Below are 14,830 nucleotides of genomic sequence, written 5' to 3' on the forward strand. Positions count from 1 at the left end.
CGCGGACGGCCACGGTTACTTAGCGACAACGTTACGGACACCCGCGCTGCCGTCATTGAGGAAGGAAAGCCGGCAGTACGATCGAGCCGAGTTCATCGAGTATCTCGACATACGGGCGCGGCGTGACCCGAGGGTTGAGTGCGACATGACTGACACCGGCGTCCCGCGCCTGTTCAAGGAAGTCTCTCAACGCACGGCTGCCTATTGCGAACCCGCCGCGAATTCGGGTAAACGGATGATCGGGCTTCGGATGCAAATAAAGGAACCCACCAAAGGCCAGCGGTTTGAATGCAGCCGTGTTGGCCTCGGACTGCGTGAGATTTCGCCATTTTTCTGCGAAGCTGCGCAACTCGGATGGATCCGGGACGAAGCCGAGGTAACCGTCCATGTTCTCGGCGATCCACTGCAACGTTTGCTGCGAGCGGCCGACGGCAATGGCGGGCGTTCGGCCATACGGCGGCTTGGGAAGCATATCCAGCTCACCTGTCGACCGTCCGAAGCGCGCCGAGGTGAACTGGGGGAACGCGCGTTCGCTGACATTCCGATAAACGCCGTAGGCGTCTCTGAACCGTTCGCCGCGCGTCTCGAAGTCAATGCCGAACAGCGGATACTCCGACGGGCGGTCACCACTCGACATGCCTATCACGACACGTCCGTCTGTCAGTTGATCGAGCGAGTTGACCTGTTTCGCCAACAGCAGCGGCTCGCGCATCGGCAGGACGATGCCTGTCGTGCCGAGCGTGATGTTGCGCGTTGCTGCAGCGAGTTGCGCGATATAGATCAGCGGCTCGAAGATCTGCCCGGCGTCGCCATAGGCGGGATCGTAGAACGGAATGTCACGTGCCCATAATGCTGCGACCCCCAGGCTCTCCGCGCGTTGCGCCATCGAAATGTGATCGCGCATTGTGGGATGCGGCATTTCCGGGTGCGTTTCCAGCGGAAGAATCAGCCCGATAGTGAGTTCGCGCGGCCGGAATACGCGGCTGTACCCCGGATGCGATTCGAGTTGAATTGTGGTCGCGGTCGTGTCGGCGCGGGCAAATGTGTCGGACATATCCATGGCGTTTCCTCAGAGCTTGCCAAGAGATTACGTACATTCTCGTCCGGGAAAAACGCAGCGATGCAAACAACACTTGATACATGGAGTCAACAATCCGCCAGGCGCCGATCGGCTGGTTTGCCATCGTCGACGCGCGCTGCGCGATCTGGGATGGGTCCGCTGCATGAAGTGGGCAAGTCGATCCGCACAACGGGTCATCCTACCGGACGCGGTGGACTCGGCGTTGAAGTTAGAGTGAGATCGCCTATGATCTATTGGATCTGCAGCCAACATGCACCAAGAGTCTATGTGCGTACCACTGCCCCTTACCGATCTGTTACAACGGCCCATCGCGACGCCATAGGGTGTAGTCATGAAACGTTTTAGTGTGACCGCGTCACTATGCGTTGCGTCGCTAATGTCGCCAGCAATTCAGGCACAAGAATCGCAGACGTCCGGCTACCACTACACATTGCCGCTCGACGTCGCTCTCGATGCGGCGAAAGAAGCGATCCGCGTGTGCGAAGCGAAGCATTACTGGGTGAGCGCCACGGTTGTCGACATGGACGGCGTACCGCAAGTGGTACTGCGCGGAGACAGGAGCACTGTACACACTGCTGAATCGAGCATGCGTAAAGCGTTCACCGTCGTGACGCTAGGGCCGGAATTCGGCTTCGACCGGTCGAGTGGCTTTTTCGAATTGATGAAAACGAGTCCGTACGCGCCGCAGCTCGCGACCGTGCACAACGTCATGGCCTTGCCCGGTGCAGTAGCGTTCAAGGTGAACGGAGAGATGGTGGGCGCGCTCGGTATCGGTGGCGCACCCGGCGGCGACAAGGATGAAGTGTGCGCTGCCGCGGGCGTAGCGAAGGTCGCGGACCGCTTACCGCACTGAGTCAGCTGCGCGGTACTTCTCGGACAGGGAGCTCACAGGCGCAGGCTCGCGGTTGGACGTGTACGCGCTTAGGCGGCCGAGACTCGCGGATCGAAGTCGAACTCGAGCCGAATCCCGCCCGGTTCAAAAATCATGGCGTGCCGCTTTGGGCCGGCCCCCAACGTTTCTGGTGCAAATTGAACTTCGACACCGGGCCATTTGGACACCTTTGAGAATACGTCATCGAGTGCTGCTTCGCTGCCGACGCGCAAGGCCAGGTGATGCAGGCCCACGTTAGTTTTGCGGTCGAATTCCACGCGGCCCGATTGATTCTGTACTTCCCACAGCGTCAGCATCACCTGCCCGTCAGACACGAATGCAGCCGGATAATCCGGCTTCTCTCCAACTTGCGTCCATCCCAGACAACTGATGAAAAAGTCGCGAGTGAGGTTCAGATCGCGAACGGTCAAGCCGATGTGATCGATACCAAGCGTTAGTGGTTTCGCAGTCATTCGAGCCTCCGGGTTGTGGTGATGATGCTACCGCAGAAGGACGATGTGGATCGATTGCGCGCAGGCGGTGCGATCAGATCGCGATTGATGTAGTTGGGACGCACATTCGCGCGTTGCTAGCCAGTCGTTGCCCGCATTCACGCGCTCTCGGTAAACAATGCCTTGATCGATCTTGGGTTAACCCCGACAACGTTGAAGCATAGACTTCGTTCACCGCTTCAAACAACCGAGTTTGTTGCAGGCCATCCAACATTAGTCGAGGTGTTTGCCATGAAGTCAATTATCCGTGCAGCCATTATTGCCAGCGCTCTTGTGATTCCAGTTGCGTCGTTTGCTCAATCGACGGGGCACACGACACGTGCGCAGGTCCGCGCAGAACTCGCGCAACTGGAGAGTGTGGGTTATCACGTCGGTGACGGCGAGCAGACGCACTATCCTGATGCAATCCAGGCCGCCGAAGCGAAGCTGGTAGCGCGCGATGCATCGGCGAGCAGTTACGGTGGCGCGCCGAGCGGTACATCGCAGTCGGGTAGCCGCGTGTCGGTTGCCGACTGGAATGCAATGTATAGCCGCTGAGCGCCGATAGGCGCGACGGACGGTTGCTATCGGTCATCGTGCGACCGTCCTGGTTCAGATTGTAGGTAGTGGCATTGAGGCTACATCAATGCCTTTGCATTTGCCGTGCCCTTAACGAGCTTAGTCCGACCTGAATCGCAAGGCAGGTCGTGGCGGTCAGGCCGGTTTCAATCCTCGCTCCCTGCGATAGACGTCGACCGGCAGTCCGCCCCAGCCCCAGTTCTCCGTGTCCACCTCTTCGATGACTACGAAGGTTGCCTCGAGAGGCTTGTTCAGTACGTCGAGCAGCAACTGGCTCACGCCCTTGATGAGCTGAGCCTTTTCTTCCGCTGTGACCGATTCGTTGCCAGGCTTGGTACCCTCGCGGGTCACCTGAATCGTAACGATAGGCATGCCTCTCTCCTTATCGTAGTTGATGCACAAGGGCGCCGGACAACGGCGCCCGGGAGTGCCTTAATGACCAGCGCTCTGGCCGCCGTCGACGTGGAGGATTTCGCCTGTCACGAAGGGTGCCGAATCCAGATACAGGATGGCGTCCACGATATCGGTCATCTCGCCCATGTGGCCGACCGGATGGAGCGCCCCGAGCGCCTCGTGGGCTTCCGGCGCGTGCATCGGAGACTTGATGATCCCCGGCGAGACTGCGTTTGCGCGAATGCCAGTCTTCGCGTATTCGATCGCAAGTGACTTTGTGGCCGCATTCAGACCGCCCTTTGTCAGCGATGCCAACACTGAAGGCACACCGCTAATCGCGTGGTCGGCCAGGCTGGTCGTGATGCTGATCACGTGGCCGCTCGAATTCTTTTCCATCTCACCGATGGCGAGCTGCGTGATGTAGAAGAAACCGGCGAGGTTCACGCCCGTCACCGCTGCGTAGTCTTCGGCTGTGTACGTGGTGAAGGGCTTCGCAACGAAGATGCCGGCGTTATTGACCAGCGTGTCGATACGGCCGAAGCGTGCCACGCCTTCGGTAATCACGCGACGAGCCGTTTCAGGATCGGCGATATCGCCTGCCACCGTCAGTATGTCGGGGTCATCCGACGGCTTGATGGTTCGTGCCGTTGCAACCACGCGGTAGCCACGTTTGCGGAACGCTTTGACCATCTCTGCGCCAATTCCTTGCGACGCACCCGTAACGACAACGACTTTTTGCGACGTGGTCATCCTAAACCTCCAAAAAAGTTGATTACGCTCTCTTGCCGATGGAACCAACGGCACCGAAAGGTCCTGAAGTCGGGCGCATTGACATTGAGTTCGAACATCGGCGCCGGCGTTAGCAATGCCGGTTTGCGAACCGCTTTGACGCGATGTGCCGCGCACAACAAGGCTGTGAGCCTAATCGCCCAAGGTGTGCACAAAGTGGCCGAAGCGCTGCTCCATCTCTGGCGACGTCTGGAGTCTCATATCCGTGAGTTGTTGATCTTCTGCCAGACTTTGGGGCGTGGTGCAGACGCTATGAATACGTCCCACCCGGCGTTACCATCCGGGTCGTTGGGGGAGAATGGCTAATTGACCCGACGCTAGACGTTGACGATTTCCTGTTCGTCAAACGCTCTCCAGTAAAATTCTTCAGTAAGCTGTCGAGAGACGTTCAATACGAATCTGCTGTTTTGCCGAATCCTTTCCCATTTCGAGTGCATGGTCGTTTGGTGAATCCGCGCATCACGATCGAACCACGGGGCGCGCAGCTTGACCGGACGAATTGCCGCCGGGTGGACGCCACCACGCTCGCGTTATCTAGCCGGGCAGCGGACCCTTTCCAGTATGCGTCAGAATCGGCGACATTCAAGGTGGCGTTAGCAGATGAGTCGGCGAAGATGTTGCGAGGAGAGTTTGATCATCATGTAAGGCTTTGTCGCGACGTATTCTCATCGGTATGCGCTGAGCCGCGCTGGAACCCCATGCGCGGACTCGGGAATCTCACCATCCATCACTTCTATCGTGCCGCCCAGTCCTATGCTTGCGCGGGGCGCTCGTCCATAAAGTTCGACGCGGACCCAAGGAACCAACGCAAGAATTCTTGGGCGGCGGCAATAACTCGATTACTCTTTTCATTGCAATCGCGTAGGCGGCCATGGTGCCAGGTCATTCCCCTGCGCACTGGTGACTATCGGCGGAAGGCGAGCGGAAATATTCTGAAGTCTTTTCCATTTATTGACGTGTCGGAGCCATCGGCTGCCGGCAGCGGCGACAGTCGACCACGCGACGGCGGCGCAGATCAGCCGCCCGAGGAGAGTCCGCGATGAGCAACGAGTCAGGGCAGGAAGGCGTTACGCCCAGCGGTCAGCCTGCAGGGGATGGGGGCCGTACCGACGGCGGCGCGATCGCCGATGACCCGACCGTGCGCGACCATCCGCGTTACCACCAGATGTTTCCGGTCCTCACGGGTGCTGAAGTCGACAGGGTGCGTCGCTTCGGCAGCCTGTCCCGCTACCCCAAAGGCGCATTGCTCTATCGTGCGGGAAGTCTCTGCCCGGGAATGTTCGTCCTGCTGTCGGGCAAAGTCCAGATAGTCGGTCGTGATGGCCTCGGCCACGAACGGGTCATTCACACCTATACGCAGCGCGGCGAGTTCACCTCGGATGTCACCCAGCTCTCGAGCAGGCCCGCAGTTGTAGACGCGCATGTCGTCGAAGACGTCGAAGCGGTGTTGGTTCGGCCCGACGAACTTAGCGCCATCATGATCAGTGAGGCCGATCTTGGCGAAAAGATCATGCGTGCACTGATTCTGAGGCGTGTCCTCGTGATCGAGCGCGGACAAGGGGTCGTTCTTGTCGGTTCCTCCAATCACCCACGACTCCTCGCGTTGCAGAATTTCCTGCGCCGCAACGCTTTTCCGAACATGACGCTCGATGCGGAGCAGGATGCCGAAGCCATCGCGCTGCTCGAACGCCTGACGCCGCAGCCCGACGACTTCCCGCTCGTCGTTTGTCCGAACGGCACTGTGCTGCGAAACCCCGATGAGGGGCCGCTCGCATCGTGCCTCGGACTGATTCCCGAGTTCGATCCGGCGCACGTCTACGATGTGGCGATCGTCGGCGCAGGCCCGGCGGGACTGGCGGCGGCCGTCTACGCGGCATCCGAGGGCCTGTCGGTCGCGGCGCTCGACTGTCGCGCACCCGGTGGCCAGGCCGGTACGAGTGCGCGCATCGAGAACTATCTGGGCTTCCCCACCGGCATCACGGGTCAAGCTCTCGCAGGCCGCGCGTTCGTCCAGGCGCAGAAGTTCGGTGCTCATATCGGCATCCCGTGCGAGGTCAAGGCGTTGTATTGCGACAAGCAACCGCCTGTCGTGGCGCTTGCCGATGGTCGCCGCATTACGACGCGCACTGTGGTCATCGCCAGTGGCGCAGAGTATCGGCGACCTGTCGTCGATGACCTCGCGCGCTTCGAACGCTGTGGCGTCTATTACTGGGCTACGCCGATCGAGGCGAGGCTGTGCCGGAAGGAGCCGGTGTTGCTGGTCGGTGGCGGCAATTCCGCGGGGCAGGCGGCGACGTTTCTGGCATCACACGCTGAGCATGTACATATGTTCATTCGAGGCGCGAGCCTCGAGCACAGCATGTCGCACTACCTGGCCGAACGCGTCGCGTCGCTGCCAAACGTGACCCTTCATACGCGTATCGAACTGACCGCGCTCGAGGGGGATGCGCGCCTCGAGCGCGTGCACTACCGCGGTGCAGGCGGCATTGAAGGAAGCATGACGACACATCACCTGTTCGTATTCATCGGCGCGGAACCGAACACTGGCTGGCTCAAGACATGCGGCGTGTCGCTCGATAGCAAAGGATTCGTACTGACAGGCACCGATCTTGCGCAAGCGGGCGTGCAATCGATGCCGTTGCAGACGAGCGTCGAGGGTGTCTTCGCGATCGGCGACGTTCGTTCAGGATCGACCAAACGTGTCGCGTCGGCGGTGGGTGAAGGCGCGGCCGTGGTGGCGCAGATTCATAGTTTCCTGGCCGGTGCGCGGTGAACCTACGGGTCGATGGAGACTTGATCGTGGACCTGGTGCCACAATCGCACGCTCAAGCGTCGGTCCCTTCGTCGCTGGGCACTACATAGTACGGAGCATCGTCCCCATACTGCCCGAAGTCAGGAAGCTTCGCGGCTCGACGAAGTCGAAAAATTGAGCAGCCCATATCTGATGCTGGCCGACGTGCTTGAAGCGCTGCGCGCGCTGTTCCACCTCGGTGAAATTTGTTTTGTCCTACGAATGGAAAAGAATCATTTCCGGGTGAGTACGTTGTCCTTTCAGCGACAGTGACATCGACCATTTTCCCGCACGAGACGGCCTGATACACGACCCGTATCGGCTTTAGGAATGCCGCCCCGTCTCCTAGAATTGATCAACCTATTGCGCAGAAGCGACCGGGTAACGAGCCGATTGGGATGACTGTAGGAAAACCCATTGAGTCATTGGATCGCGCCTTTTTCGCGGAGCATCTGAGATCTTTGCGAGCGCCGGGCGTGACAGGGAGATTTCCAGATGGAATGCCCCACTAAATACTAAAGTAGCCGGCCTCTTATGAATGCCGCAAACCCACCGACAACCGGAACGGGAGAACCGAAGCTCGCGCAATTGTCGGCGCCGGCTTCTGTACCGGAGACAGAGACTCCTGTACAGAAACCGTCCACAGAAGCCGAGCTGCCACTTCGCCTCGCTATCGGCCTGATCGGAATGCTGCTGGCGTCGCTACTGGCAATATTGAACGAACAGGTCACCGCGGTGGCGCTGAACGATATTCGTGGCGCGTTTTCGATTGGGCGTGACGATGGGACCTGGCTAAGCACTCTCTTCGAGGCTACGAACGTGGCCACGATGGTATTTGCTCCGTGGTTTGGAGTGACGTTCACGCTGAAGCGATTTACGATCGGCGCCGTGCTGGCCGTGATGTTGCTTGGATTCCTCTGCCCCTTTGCGCCGAACCTGCTTACGCTCTATGTGTTGCGTACGCTGCAGGGCGTAGCCGGCGGATGTCTGCCGCCGATGTTGATTATCGTAGCGCTTCGATATCTCCCCCCGAAAGTCAAGTTATATGGACTCGCGGGATACGCACTCACCGCGACCTTCGGACCGGCGCTCGGCACGCCTCTCGCAGCCCTATGGACGGAATACGTCAGCTGGCAAATGGCATTCTGGCAAATCTTGCCGCTTGGCATCGTATGCTGCGTGGCGATCCAGCAGGGGCTTCCGCCAGATCCGCTCAAACTCGAACGGTTCCGTTCATTTAACTGGAGCGGTCTCATACTGGGATACCCCGCGATAGCCATGCTCGTGATTGGTCTTCTACAGGGCGATCGCCTTGACTGGCTGAATTCCACGTTTATCTCCACGATGTTTTATGGGGGTGTGCTGTTGCTCGTTGCGTTCCTTATCAACGAGTGGTTTCATCCGCTGCCGTTTTTCGGGCTTAGACTGCTTTCCCGCAGGAACTTCACGCACGGGCTTCTGACACTGGTAGGCGCGGTTACGCTGCTGGTGGGCGTTGCCGCCATACCCGGCCAATATCTCGCGCAAATTCACGGTTACAGACCGCTGCAAACTACGCCGCTGTCTTTGCTGCTTGCCATTCCGCTGTTGATTACGCTGCCTGCGACGGCCGCCCTCCTGAACCTTCGGCAGGTTGACCACCGCTGGGTCATGGCCATTGGATTTTCCCTGATGGCCACCTCGTGCTTTATGGGGAGTTTCGTGACCTCCGATTGGGTTCGCGAGAATTTCTACTGGCTTCAGTCGCTACAGATCCTGGCGCAACCGATGGTGATCATGGGGATCCTGATGGGCGTCACGACTGGCTTGCCGCCAACGGATGGTCCGTTTGCTTCAGCCATGTTCAACACGGTCAAAACATTGTCTGGTGCTGCGGCAACCGGCCTCATTGAAGGATTGGGTACTGCGCGCGAGCATTTTCATTCGAGCATGCTCGTGGACCGCTTAGGCAACAACGCGCTAATGACGGGCCAAAGCATCGACGCAGTTCATGGTCTCGGTGAACTCGCACACCGGATCCACGAGCAGGCCGTAGTACTGACATCGGCGGATCTCTATCGCGTGATGGCCGGCATCGCCGTCGCCTTTCTTTGCGTTGTCCCGGTGTTACCCGTGCGCATTTATCCGCCTTGGACCACTACGTCGCCCTCTTCCCGCTAAGCGATGGTATCTATGTCATTTGTCACTCGACTGCCGCCCAAAACAATTCGTCTTGCCGCGTATGTGGTCATACTCGCCGTCGCCATATGGGCTGGCATCAGGCTATTTGACAACCCAAATAGCGAGACCACCAATGATGCCTATGTGACGGCCGATTTCACGCTGATAGCGCCGCGTGTTGCCGGCCAGCTTTCAGAGGTACTCGTCGAGGACAACCAGCAGGTAAAAACCGGACAGTTGATGGTGCGTATCGACGACCGCGATTTCCGCGCCGCATTGATGAGTGCACAAGCCGACGTCGCGGCGGCCAAGGCATCGGTTGCGAACTACGACGCCGAGATCGCGCGGCAACCCGCGCTTGTCGACGAGGCGCGCGCCACGCTACGCGCAGATGATGCGACGCTCGAGTTTGCGCGAGAGAACGCCTCACGCTACCGGAATCTCTCGGAAGCGGGCGCAGGAACAACCCAGGAGCAACAGCATGCTTCGAGCGCGCTGGCCGAGGAACTCGCGCAGCAGGCCCGCAACCGGGCTGCACTTGTTGCGACCAGGCAGAACCTCGACGTTCTGCGTACCCAGCGCGACAAGGCGGCGGGCGCGTTGGCCCACGCCGAGGCCGCACTCGAGCAGGCGAAGCTCAATCTGTCCTATACGGAGATCCGCGCGCCCATCGACGGCAAGGTTGGCAGACGTTCGGCGCGGGTCGGCGCATTCGTGACAACGGGCACGCCACTGCTCGCGATTGTCCCGCTTTCGGAAGCCTATGTCGTCGCCAACTTCCAGGAAAACCAGCTCGCCAGGATGCGACCCGGCGACACCGTGCGGATCAAAGTCGACAGTTTTCCGGGCGTGACGATTCACGGGCATGTCGATAGTCTTTCGCCCGCGACAGGCGTGAGCTTCGCACCTATCGCGCCCGACAACGCAACGGGCAACTTCACCAAGATCGTTCAACGCGTGCCTGTCAAGATCACCATCGACCCGGGACAACAGGCTGCGTCCGCGTTGAGCGTGGGGTTGTCGGTCGAAACAGAGGTCGCCGTCGGCAAGCACGCCGATACGCCGATCGCGGGAGCCGACAAGAAATGAATACGAGCGAATTCTCCATCCGCGAGTTAGCGCTGTATATATTGGCGTGCCTCGTGATGACAGGCTGTACTGTCGGCCCGAACTTCGAACGTCCGCAGACGGCCACGCCCGACGTGTTTAATCGCACCCAGTCCGCGCAAGCATCAAGCAAAGCAGTCGAATCCGAATTCAGTCCGCAATGGTGGACGCTGTTCAACGATCCCATGCTGGACTCACTGGAACAACAACTGACCGATGCGAACCTCGACGTCGCGGCAGCGTCGGCGCGTCTGCGGCAAAGCCGTGCGGAGCAACGCATTGCCGGTGCAGAAGAATATCCCACGCTGGACGGCGCCGCATCCTATTACCGCGAGCGCGGAAGTCCGAACGGCATCCTCTCGTTGCTTGGCGTCACCCCGACGGGAAGTCAGCCGCAGTCGGCATCGGGCGCCGCGCCGCTCGGCGTGGCGCCGTTGCCGGGCTCCAAGGGCTCGCCGGCTTACAACCTCTATCAGTTCGGTTTCGATGCATCCTGGGAACTCGACATCTGGGGACGGGCTCGACGCGGTGTCGAGGCCGCGACCGCTTTGTCCGATGCCTCATACGAGGACCGCAACGCAGTTCTGTTGTCGGCGCGCGCTGAACTCGCGCGAGACTACGTTCAGCTGCGTGACACGCAGGCTTTGCTTAAGATTGCACGACAGAACCTGGAAATCGCCCGCGACGCAACGAAGCTCACGGAAACGCGGGTACGTGAAGGCGTTACTACGAATCTGGACGTGGACAACGCTTCCGCGCAGGCTGAGTCGATCGAGAGCCTGATCCCGACGTTCGAGTCGCGTAGCGAAACCACGATCAATGCGATCGGCGTGCTACTGGCCATGGAACCAGGCGCGCTCGGGCAAACGCTCAGCGAGCCGCGCGATGTGCCGGCGCTGCCTGACCAGGTGCCCATCGGCGTTCCGTCGGAACTGGTGCAGCGCCGCCCCGACATCCGAAAAGCCGAGGCTCAACTGCACGCGGCCACGGCGGCGATCGGCATGGCGAAAGCCGACTTCTATCCACGCATATCGCTGAACGGCAGCGCAGGATTCCAGAGCCTTCAGCTCACGAATCTCGCCGACTGGGCGTCCGGCCAGTTTGTCGTCGGACCGTCGATCACGCTTCCCATTTTCGAAGGCGGACGCCTCAAGGGAACACTCCATTTGCGCGAAGCGCAACAGCAGGAAGCCGCGATTGTCTACAAACGTACCGTACTCGAGGCCTGGCGGGAGGTGGACGATGCACTCATCGTCTATGACGCCGAACAGCGGCGGCGCGATCGCCTGACGACGGTCGTTAGCCTGAACCAGCGCGCGCTGTCGATTGCGCGGCAACGGTACAAGGCGGGCGCGGTCGACTTTCTCGACGTACTTAACGTGCAGAGACAGTTGCTCGATGCGCAGAGCAACCTTGAGCAAAGCAAGGCCAACGCCGCCGCCAACCTCATCACGCTATGCAAGGTACTCGGCGGCGGTTGGGAATCTGCTTACCCCAATCCATACGTATCGCGTTGACCGGGGCACTGAGGCGGGCAGATGCGAAGTCTCTTGTATGCGTCCCGTAGTGCCAGACCATGTTGGTCGAGCGCTGGATCGAGCTCGCCACGCAAGGCGGTGGTCGCTTGGTTGTACTCGTGATCGACGGGGCACAAGGCATGAGCCAGCGAGAATGGCCGTAGCTGGTCGAACTGCACTGCCTGATCGAGAAGCTGCGCATCCGCCTGTGCGTGTTCTCAATCGCATCGTTGCAGTTCTTTGACGAGCCATTCGGCATGGCGCTGGCCGGGGGTGCCCATGTCGCCGCACGCTTCATGCTGGCGGCCGCTCCGTTTCACGGGATGCGCAGCGTCGACGAACTTGCCTACGCGATGAGCGGCTACGATGAGGGGAGCGAATGGCCGGCCGGCTCGGGCCGCTCGTTCACGACGGGGCTCGCGCCGCGTCAGCAACCAGGTCCGTGTGGCCGACGCAATCGCAGATTAACCTCGCGGCCAATCTTCCGACGATTTGTATTTCATCGAGTTCGGACCTATTGTTGTCGTTTTGAAAACTGTGTATTCACTGTGGCTGCGTTGATGTCCAGCGCACAGCGCTTAGAATTGCTTGCGTGGACAAACCGTTCACGCGCATCAGAGTGCTGACTGAATCAATTGATTCAACGAAGTGGAGCATCAGATGGACATCCTTGACCTGGCTCGGAAATCGGGAATGGCGGTAGTTCTTGACGCGAAGATTGGACGTCAGGAGTACCGCACAGTGCACGGCTCGGTCGCGGCGCTCGAGCGCTTCGCGGAGCTTGTCGCCGCGTCGATGCACGATGAGCTGGTGGAGCAGGATTGATGCGTGTTGACAGCAATCTCAAACAGGAATCGCAATGAACTACGACTCATCGAAATCCAGAAACATCGGCCGCGCTGAGCGAACGAACGACAAGTACGACGAAGGTTCGCCCTCCGAAGGGGTCGCACAGGCGGTCGGCAAGAAGCGTGAGGCGGCAAGGAATTGGGCGTGGGCGCACAGCCATGAATCGTACGACTGGATGGACTCGCATAGTCTCTTCAACACCCGGGACTCGATTCATTGAACGAGTTACCAGGAGGCGACGATTTTGCGCGACCGCAGCGTTGAACTGAATCGATCTTTGAAGTTAGCTTAGCCCATCTCACGCAGCAGACTATCCACGTTATTCTCGATCCGTTTGAGCAGATGGGCTAGCACCGAACCCGGCTGTGTATGCTTACCCTGCTGAACGCCCCTTGGGGCACAAAGCGGCGGTCTCCCACTCAGAACGCTGGCGTTCGAATTCCTCCTTCCAGATAGGCCCGCTTGCCGGTGTGCCGCATCCGCCATCTGCAATCGCGTCGGCCTCCACTCACTCCGCTGCTGGTCCCGGTCGAATGCTTGTGTACGCAAGTCAACATCGTAGCCGTCGCCTACCAGAATGCTTCCTCGTCGACGCGATGACGGTGAACGCGATCGATGTGTATTGCGGGCGTTGTCAACTTACAGAGAATGAGGGAGCACAACGGTAGGCGCGACGACTGTCAGAAAGCGGACGACGGATTTCGGGCGAGTTCGGTGAAGAAACGCTTGGCGGCAGCCTTGTTGCGCCGCTCTTGCACCAGAATGTCCAATTCGACGCCATGCTTGTCGACCGCACGACACAGCAGTGTACGGTTCGCCGCGGCAGTTGGATGCGAACGTAGATGTCATTCGCGCGCTCGGCGGGGTAACCTCATGCCACTATGCTTGAGAGAACCTGCCACACCGTACACACGCCAGCCTGCAAATCCATCGCGCTCATCGTTCCGTTCCCGTTCCGTTCCCGTTCTGTCTAGCGTGCACAAGCCATTCGTACATCGCGACACGTACGATACGCGGCACCTGTTCGCACAAGGCGCAATTGACGTACGCTTCACGCGCCAGGCACCAGGTCCACACCGCCCAGGAGCCGCCTGGCGAGGCGCGGCTGCCGCAACTGGTCAAGCCACCATTGCAACGCGCGCCCCTCGCGATCGCCGCGCCACGCGACATACGACACGGTAGGCTCCCGCGGATCGACCGTCGCCTTCTCCACCAGTCGGCCATTTTTTAGCAACGACGCCACACGTTGACGCGGCAACCAGCCGATGCCCAAGCCATCGCGCTGCGCGAAGATCTTCGCGCGCATGTTAGGCACGGCGAGCGAGGCCTGTCCTCCAATCACGCCGTAAGCACGCCCCGCTAACTTGCGCGACGAATCGGCCACTACCACCGCGCGATGCTCGCGCAGTTGTTCGCGTCCGAGCGGCCCTTCGACGCCCGCCAGCGGATGACGCGCAGCCACCGCGAAAACCCACTCGATGACGCCGAGTTCGAACCAGCGGAGCCCGGGAATCGCGGGTGGTTCATTGGTCGCGCCCACGATCAGATCCGCACGACCGTCGCGCAACGCTTCCCACGTGCCGCTCAAGACCTCATGCGTGAAGCGCAACTGGACTGCGGAGTCGAGCGCGTCGAAGCTTCGCACCACCGGCATCAGCAATTCGAATTCGATAATTTCGTCGCTGACTATCCAGAGGCGATCTTCCCAGCCGCTTGCAATCTGCCGGACGCGCTGCGTCATGCGCGACATGTCCAGCATCATACGGGCGGCTTCATCGGCGAGTACCTGGCCCGCGGGTGTCAGTTGCAGGCGGTAGCGGCGGCGATCGAACAGCAAAGCATCGAAGCGCGTTTCCAGTTGCCGCGCGGCCTGCGAAATGGTCGACGGCGCCTTCCCCAGCCGCGCTGCCGCGCGCGTCAGACTGCCGGTTTCGCGAATCGCTTCCAGTAACGCCAATTCGTCTTCAGACAACATGTGCGGCTCCGCCGAACGTATTCATCGGCAAGATCGTACGGCAAAGCCGCACTTTCGGCCCACCATCTCATCACGCGGTCTGGAAGCCACTTCAAGACGACCGCACGGCGGCCCGTGTGCCCGCCGTGCTTGCGTGCGAGAGGCAGCATCGGACGTATTCGTTGCTGATCGCAGCCTCGAACCTTGCCGTGCTGCGATCTGTCACATGTCCCATTAAGGAAAACATC

General features: G+C 60.0%; 13 protein-coding genes and 2 pseudogenes. 8 read left to right on the forward strand and 7 right to left on the reverse strand.

Going from position 1 to position 14,830, the window contains the following annotated elements; all coding sequences use genetic code 11:
- Positions 1-52: 52 nt before the first annotated feature.
- Positions 53-1,060: a TIGR03571 family LLM class oxidoreductase gene (locus FVF58_RS16015; RefSeq protein ID WP_149670858.1), complete on the reverse strand. Its 1,008-nt coding sequence runs from the start codon at positions 1,058-1,060 to the stop codon at positions 53-55.
- Between the two features lie 397 nt (positions 1,061-1,457).
- Between FVF58_RS16015 and FVF58_RS16020 the strand changes: the two genes are divergently transcribed.
- Positions 1,458-1,934 (forward strand): GlcG/HbpS family heme-binding protein, encoded by a 477-nt coding sequence (locus tag FVF58_RS16020; protein WP_246217077.1) that lies wholly within the window; start codon positions 1,458-1,460, stop codon positions 1,932-1,934.
- 68 nt (positions 1,935-2,002) lie between these two features.
- On the opposite strand, the gene FVF58_RS16025 is transcribed toward FVF58_RS16020, so the two are convergent.
- Positions 2,003-2,425 carry a VOC family protein gene (locus tag FVF58_RS16025; RefSeq protein ID WP_149670860.1) on the reverse strand — a complete coding sequence of 141 codons (423 nt, stop codon included), beginning with the start codon at positions 2,423-2,425 and terminating at the stop codon, positions 2,003-2,005.
- Positions 2,426-2,695: 270 nt separating this feature from the next.
- On the opposite strand from FVF58_RS16025, the gene FVF58_RS16030 reads away from it, so the two are divergent.
- On the forward strand, positions 2,696-3,001 hold the full coding sequence (locus FVF58_RS16030) for a DUF4148 domain-containing protein (protein WP_149670861.1): 306 nt from the start codon (positions 2,696-2,698) through the stop codon (positions 2,999-3,001).
- A 156-nt stretch (positions 3,002-3,157) separates the two neighbouring features.
- Here FVF58_RS16030 and FVF58_RS16035 read toward each other — a convergent pair whose 3' ends face one another.
- Together FVF58_RS16035 and FVF58_RS16040 are read right to left on the reverse strand one after the other, a co-directional pair.
- Positions 3,158-3,394, reverse strand: a complete 237-nt coding sequence (locus FVF58_RS16035) for a tautomerase family protein (protein WP_097389520.1) — start codon at positions 3,392-3,394, stop codon at positions 3,158-3,160.
- A 60-nt stretch (positions 3,395-3,454) separates the two neighbouring features.
- Complete coding sequence (locus FVF58_RS16040; RefSeq protein WP_149670862.1) at positions 3,455-4,165, reverse strand: SDR family NAD(P)-dependent oxidoreductase; 711 nt, start codon at positions 4,163-4,165, stop codon at positions 3,455-3,457.
- A 1,078-nt stretch (positions 4,166-5,243) separates the two neighbouring features.
- On the opposite strand from FVF58_RS16040, the gene FVF58_RS16045 reads away from it, so the two are divergent.
- A complete protein-coding gene (locus FVF58_RS16045; RefSeq protein ID WP_149670863.1) occupies positions 5,244-6,977 on the forward strand; it encodes an FAD-dependent oxidoreductase in 1,734 nt (577 codons plus the stop codon).
- A 96-nt stretch (positions 6,978-7,073) separates the two neighbouring features.
- Here FVF58_RS16045 and FVF58_RS54415 read toward each other — a convergent pair.
- Positions 7,074-7,160 (reverse strand): annotated as a pseudogene (locus tag FVF58_RS54415) (thiamine pyrophosphate-dependent enzyme); the annotation flags it as partial.
- Positions 7,161-7,529: 369 nt separating this feature from the next.
- Here FVF58_RS54415 and FVF58_RS16055 point away from each other — a divergent pair.
- The 5 genes from FVF58_RS16055 (at position 7,530) to FVF58_RS16070 (ending at position 12,848) form a co-directional block, all read left to right on the forward strand.
- Complete coding sequence (locus tag FVF58_RS16055; protein WP_149670864.1) at positions 7,530-9,155, forward strand: MFS transporter; 1,626 nt, start codon at positions 7,530-7,532, stop codon at positions 9,153-9,155.
- Between the two features lie 12 nt (positions 9,156-9,167).
- Entirely contained in the window at positions 9,168-10,244 is a 1,077-nt protein-coding gene (locus FVF58_RS16060; RefSeq protein WP_149670865.1) for an HlyD family secretion protein, read from the forward strand.
- Positions 10,241-11,779 (forward strand): efflux transporter outer membrane subunit, encoded by a 1,539-nt coding sequence (locus FVF58_RS16065; RefSeq protein WP_149670866.1) that lies wholly within the window; start codon positions 10,241-10,243, stop codon positions 11,777-11,779. Before FVF58_RS16060 ends, FVF58_RS16065 begins: the two co-directional genes overlap by 4 nt.
- 660 nt (positions 11,780-12,439) lie before the next feature.
- On the forward strand, positions 12,440-12,604 hold the full coding sequence (locus FVF58_RS51440) for a hypothetical protein (protein ID WP_188130834.1): 165 nt from the start codon (positions 12,440-12,442) through the stop codon (positions 12,602-12,604).
- A 34-nt stretch (positions 12,605-12,638) separates the two neighbouring features.
- On the forward strand, positions 12,639-12,848 hold the full coding sequence (locus FVF58_RS16070) for a hypothetical protein (RefSeq protein WP_149670867.1): 210 nt from the start codon (positions 12,639-12,641) through the stop codon (positions 12,846-12,848).
- 478 nt (positions 12,849-13,326) lie between these two features.
- Here the strand turns inward: FVF58_RS16070 and FVF58_RS16075 are convergent.
- Both FVF58_RS16075 and FVF58_RS16080 read right to left on the reverse strand, forming a co-directional pair.
- A pseudogene (locus FVF58_RS16075) lies at positions 13,327-13,450 on the reverse strand (DDE-type integrase/transposase/recombinase); the annotation flags it as partial.
- Between the two features lie 229 nt (positions 13,451-13,679).
- Complete coding sequence (locus tag FVF58_RS16080; RefSeq protein ID WP_149670868.1) at positions 13,680-14,603, reverse strand: LysR family transcriptional regulator; 924 nt, start codon at positions 14,601-14,603, stop codon at positions 13,680-13,682.
- Between the last annotated feature and the right edge of the window lie 227 nt (positions 14,604-14,830).

Origin of the sequence: Paraburkholderia panacisoli (genome assembly GCF_008369935.1) — a bacterium.
GTDB classification, from domain to species: domain Bacteria; phylum Pseudomonadota; class Gammaproteobacteria; order Burkholderiales; family Burkholderiaceae; genus Paraburkholderia; species Paraburkholderia panacisoli.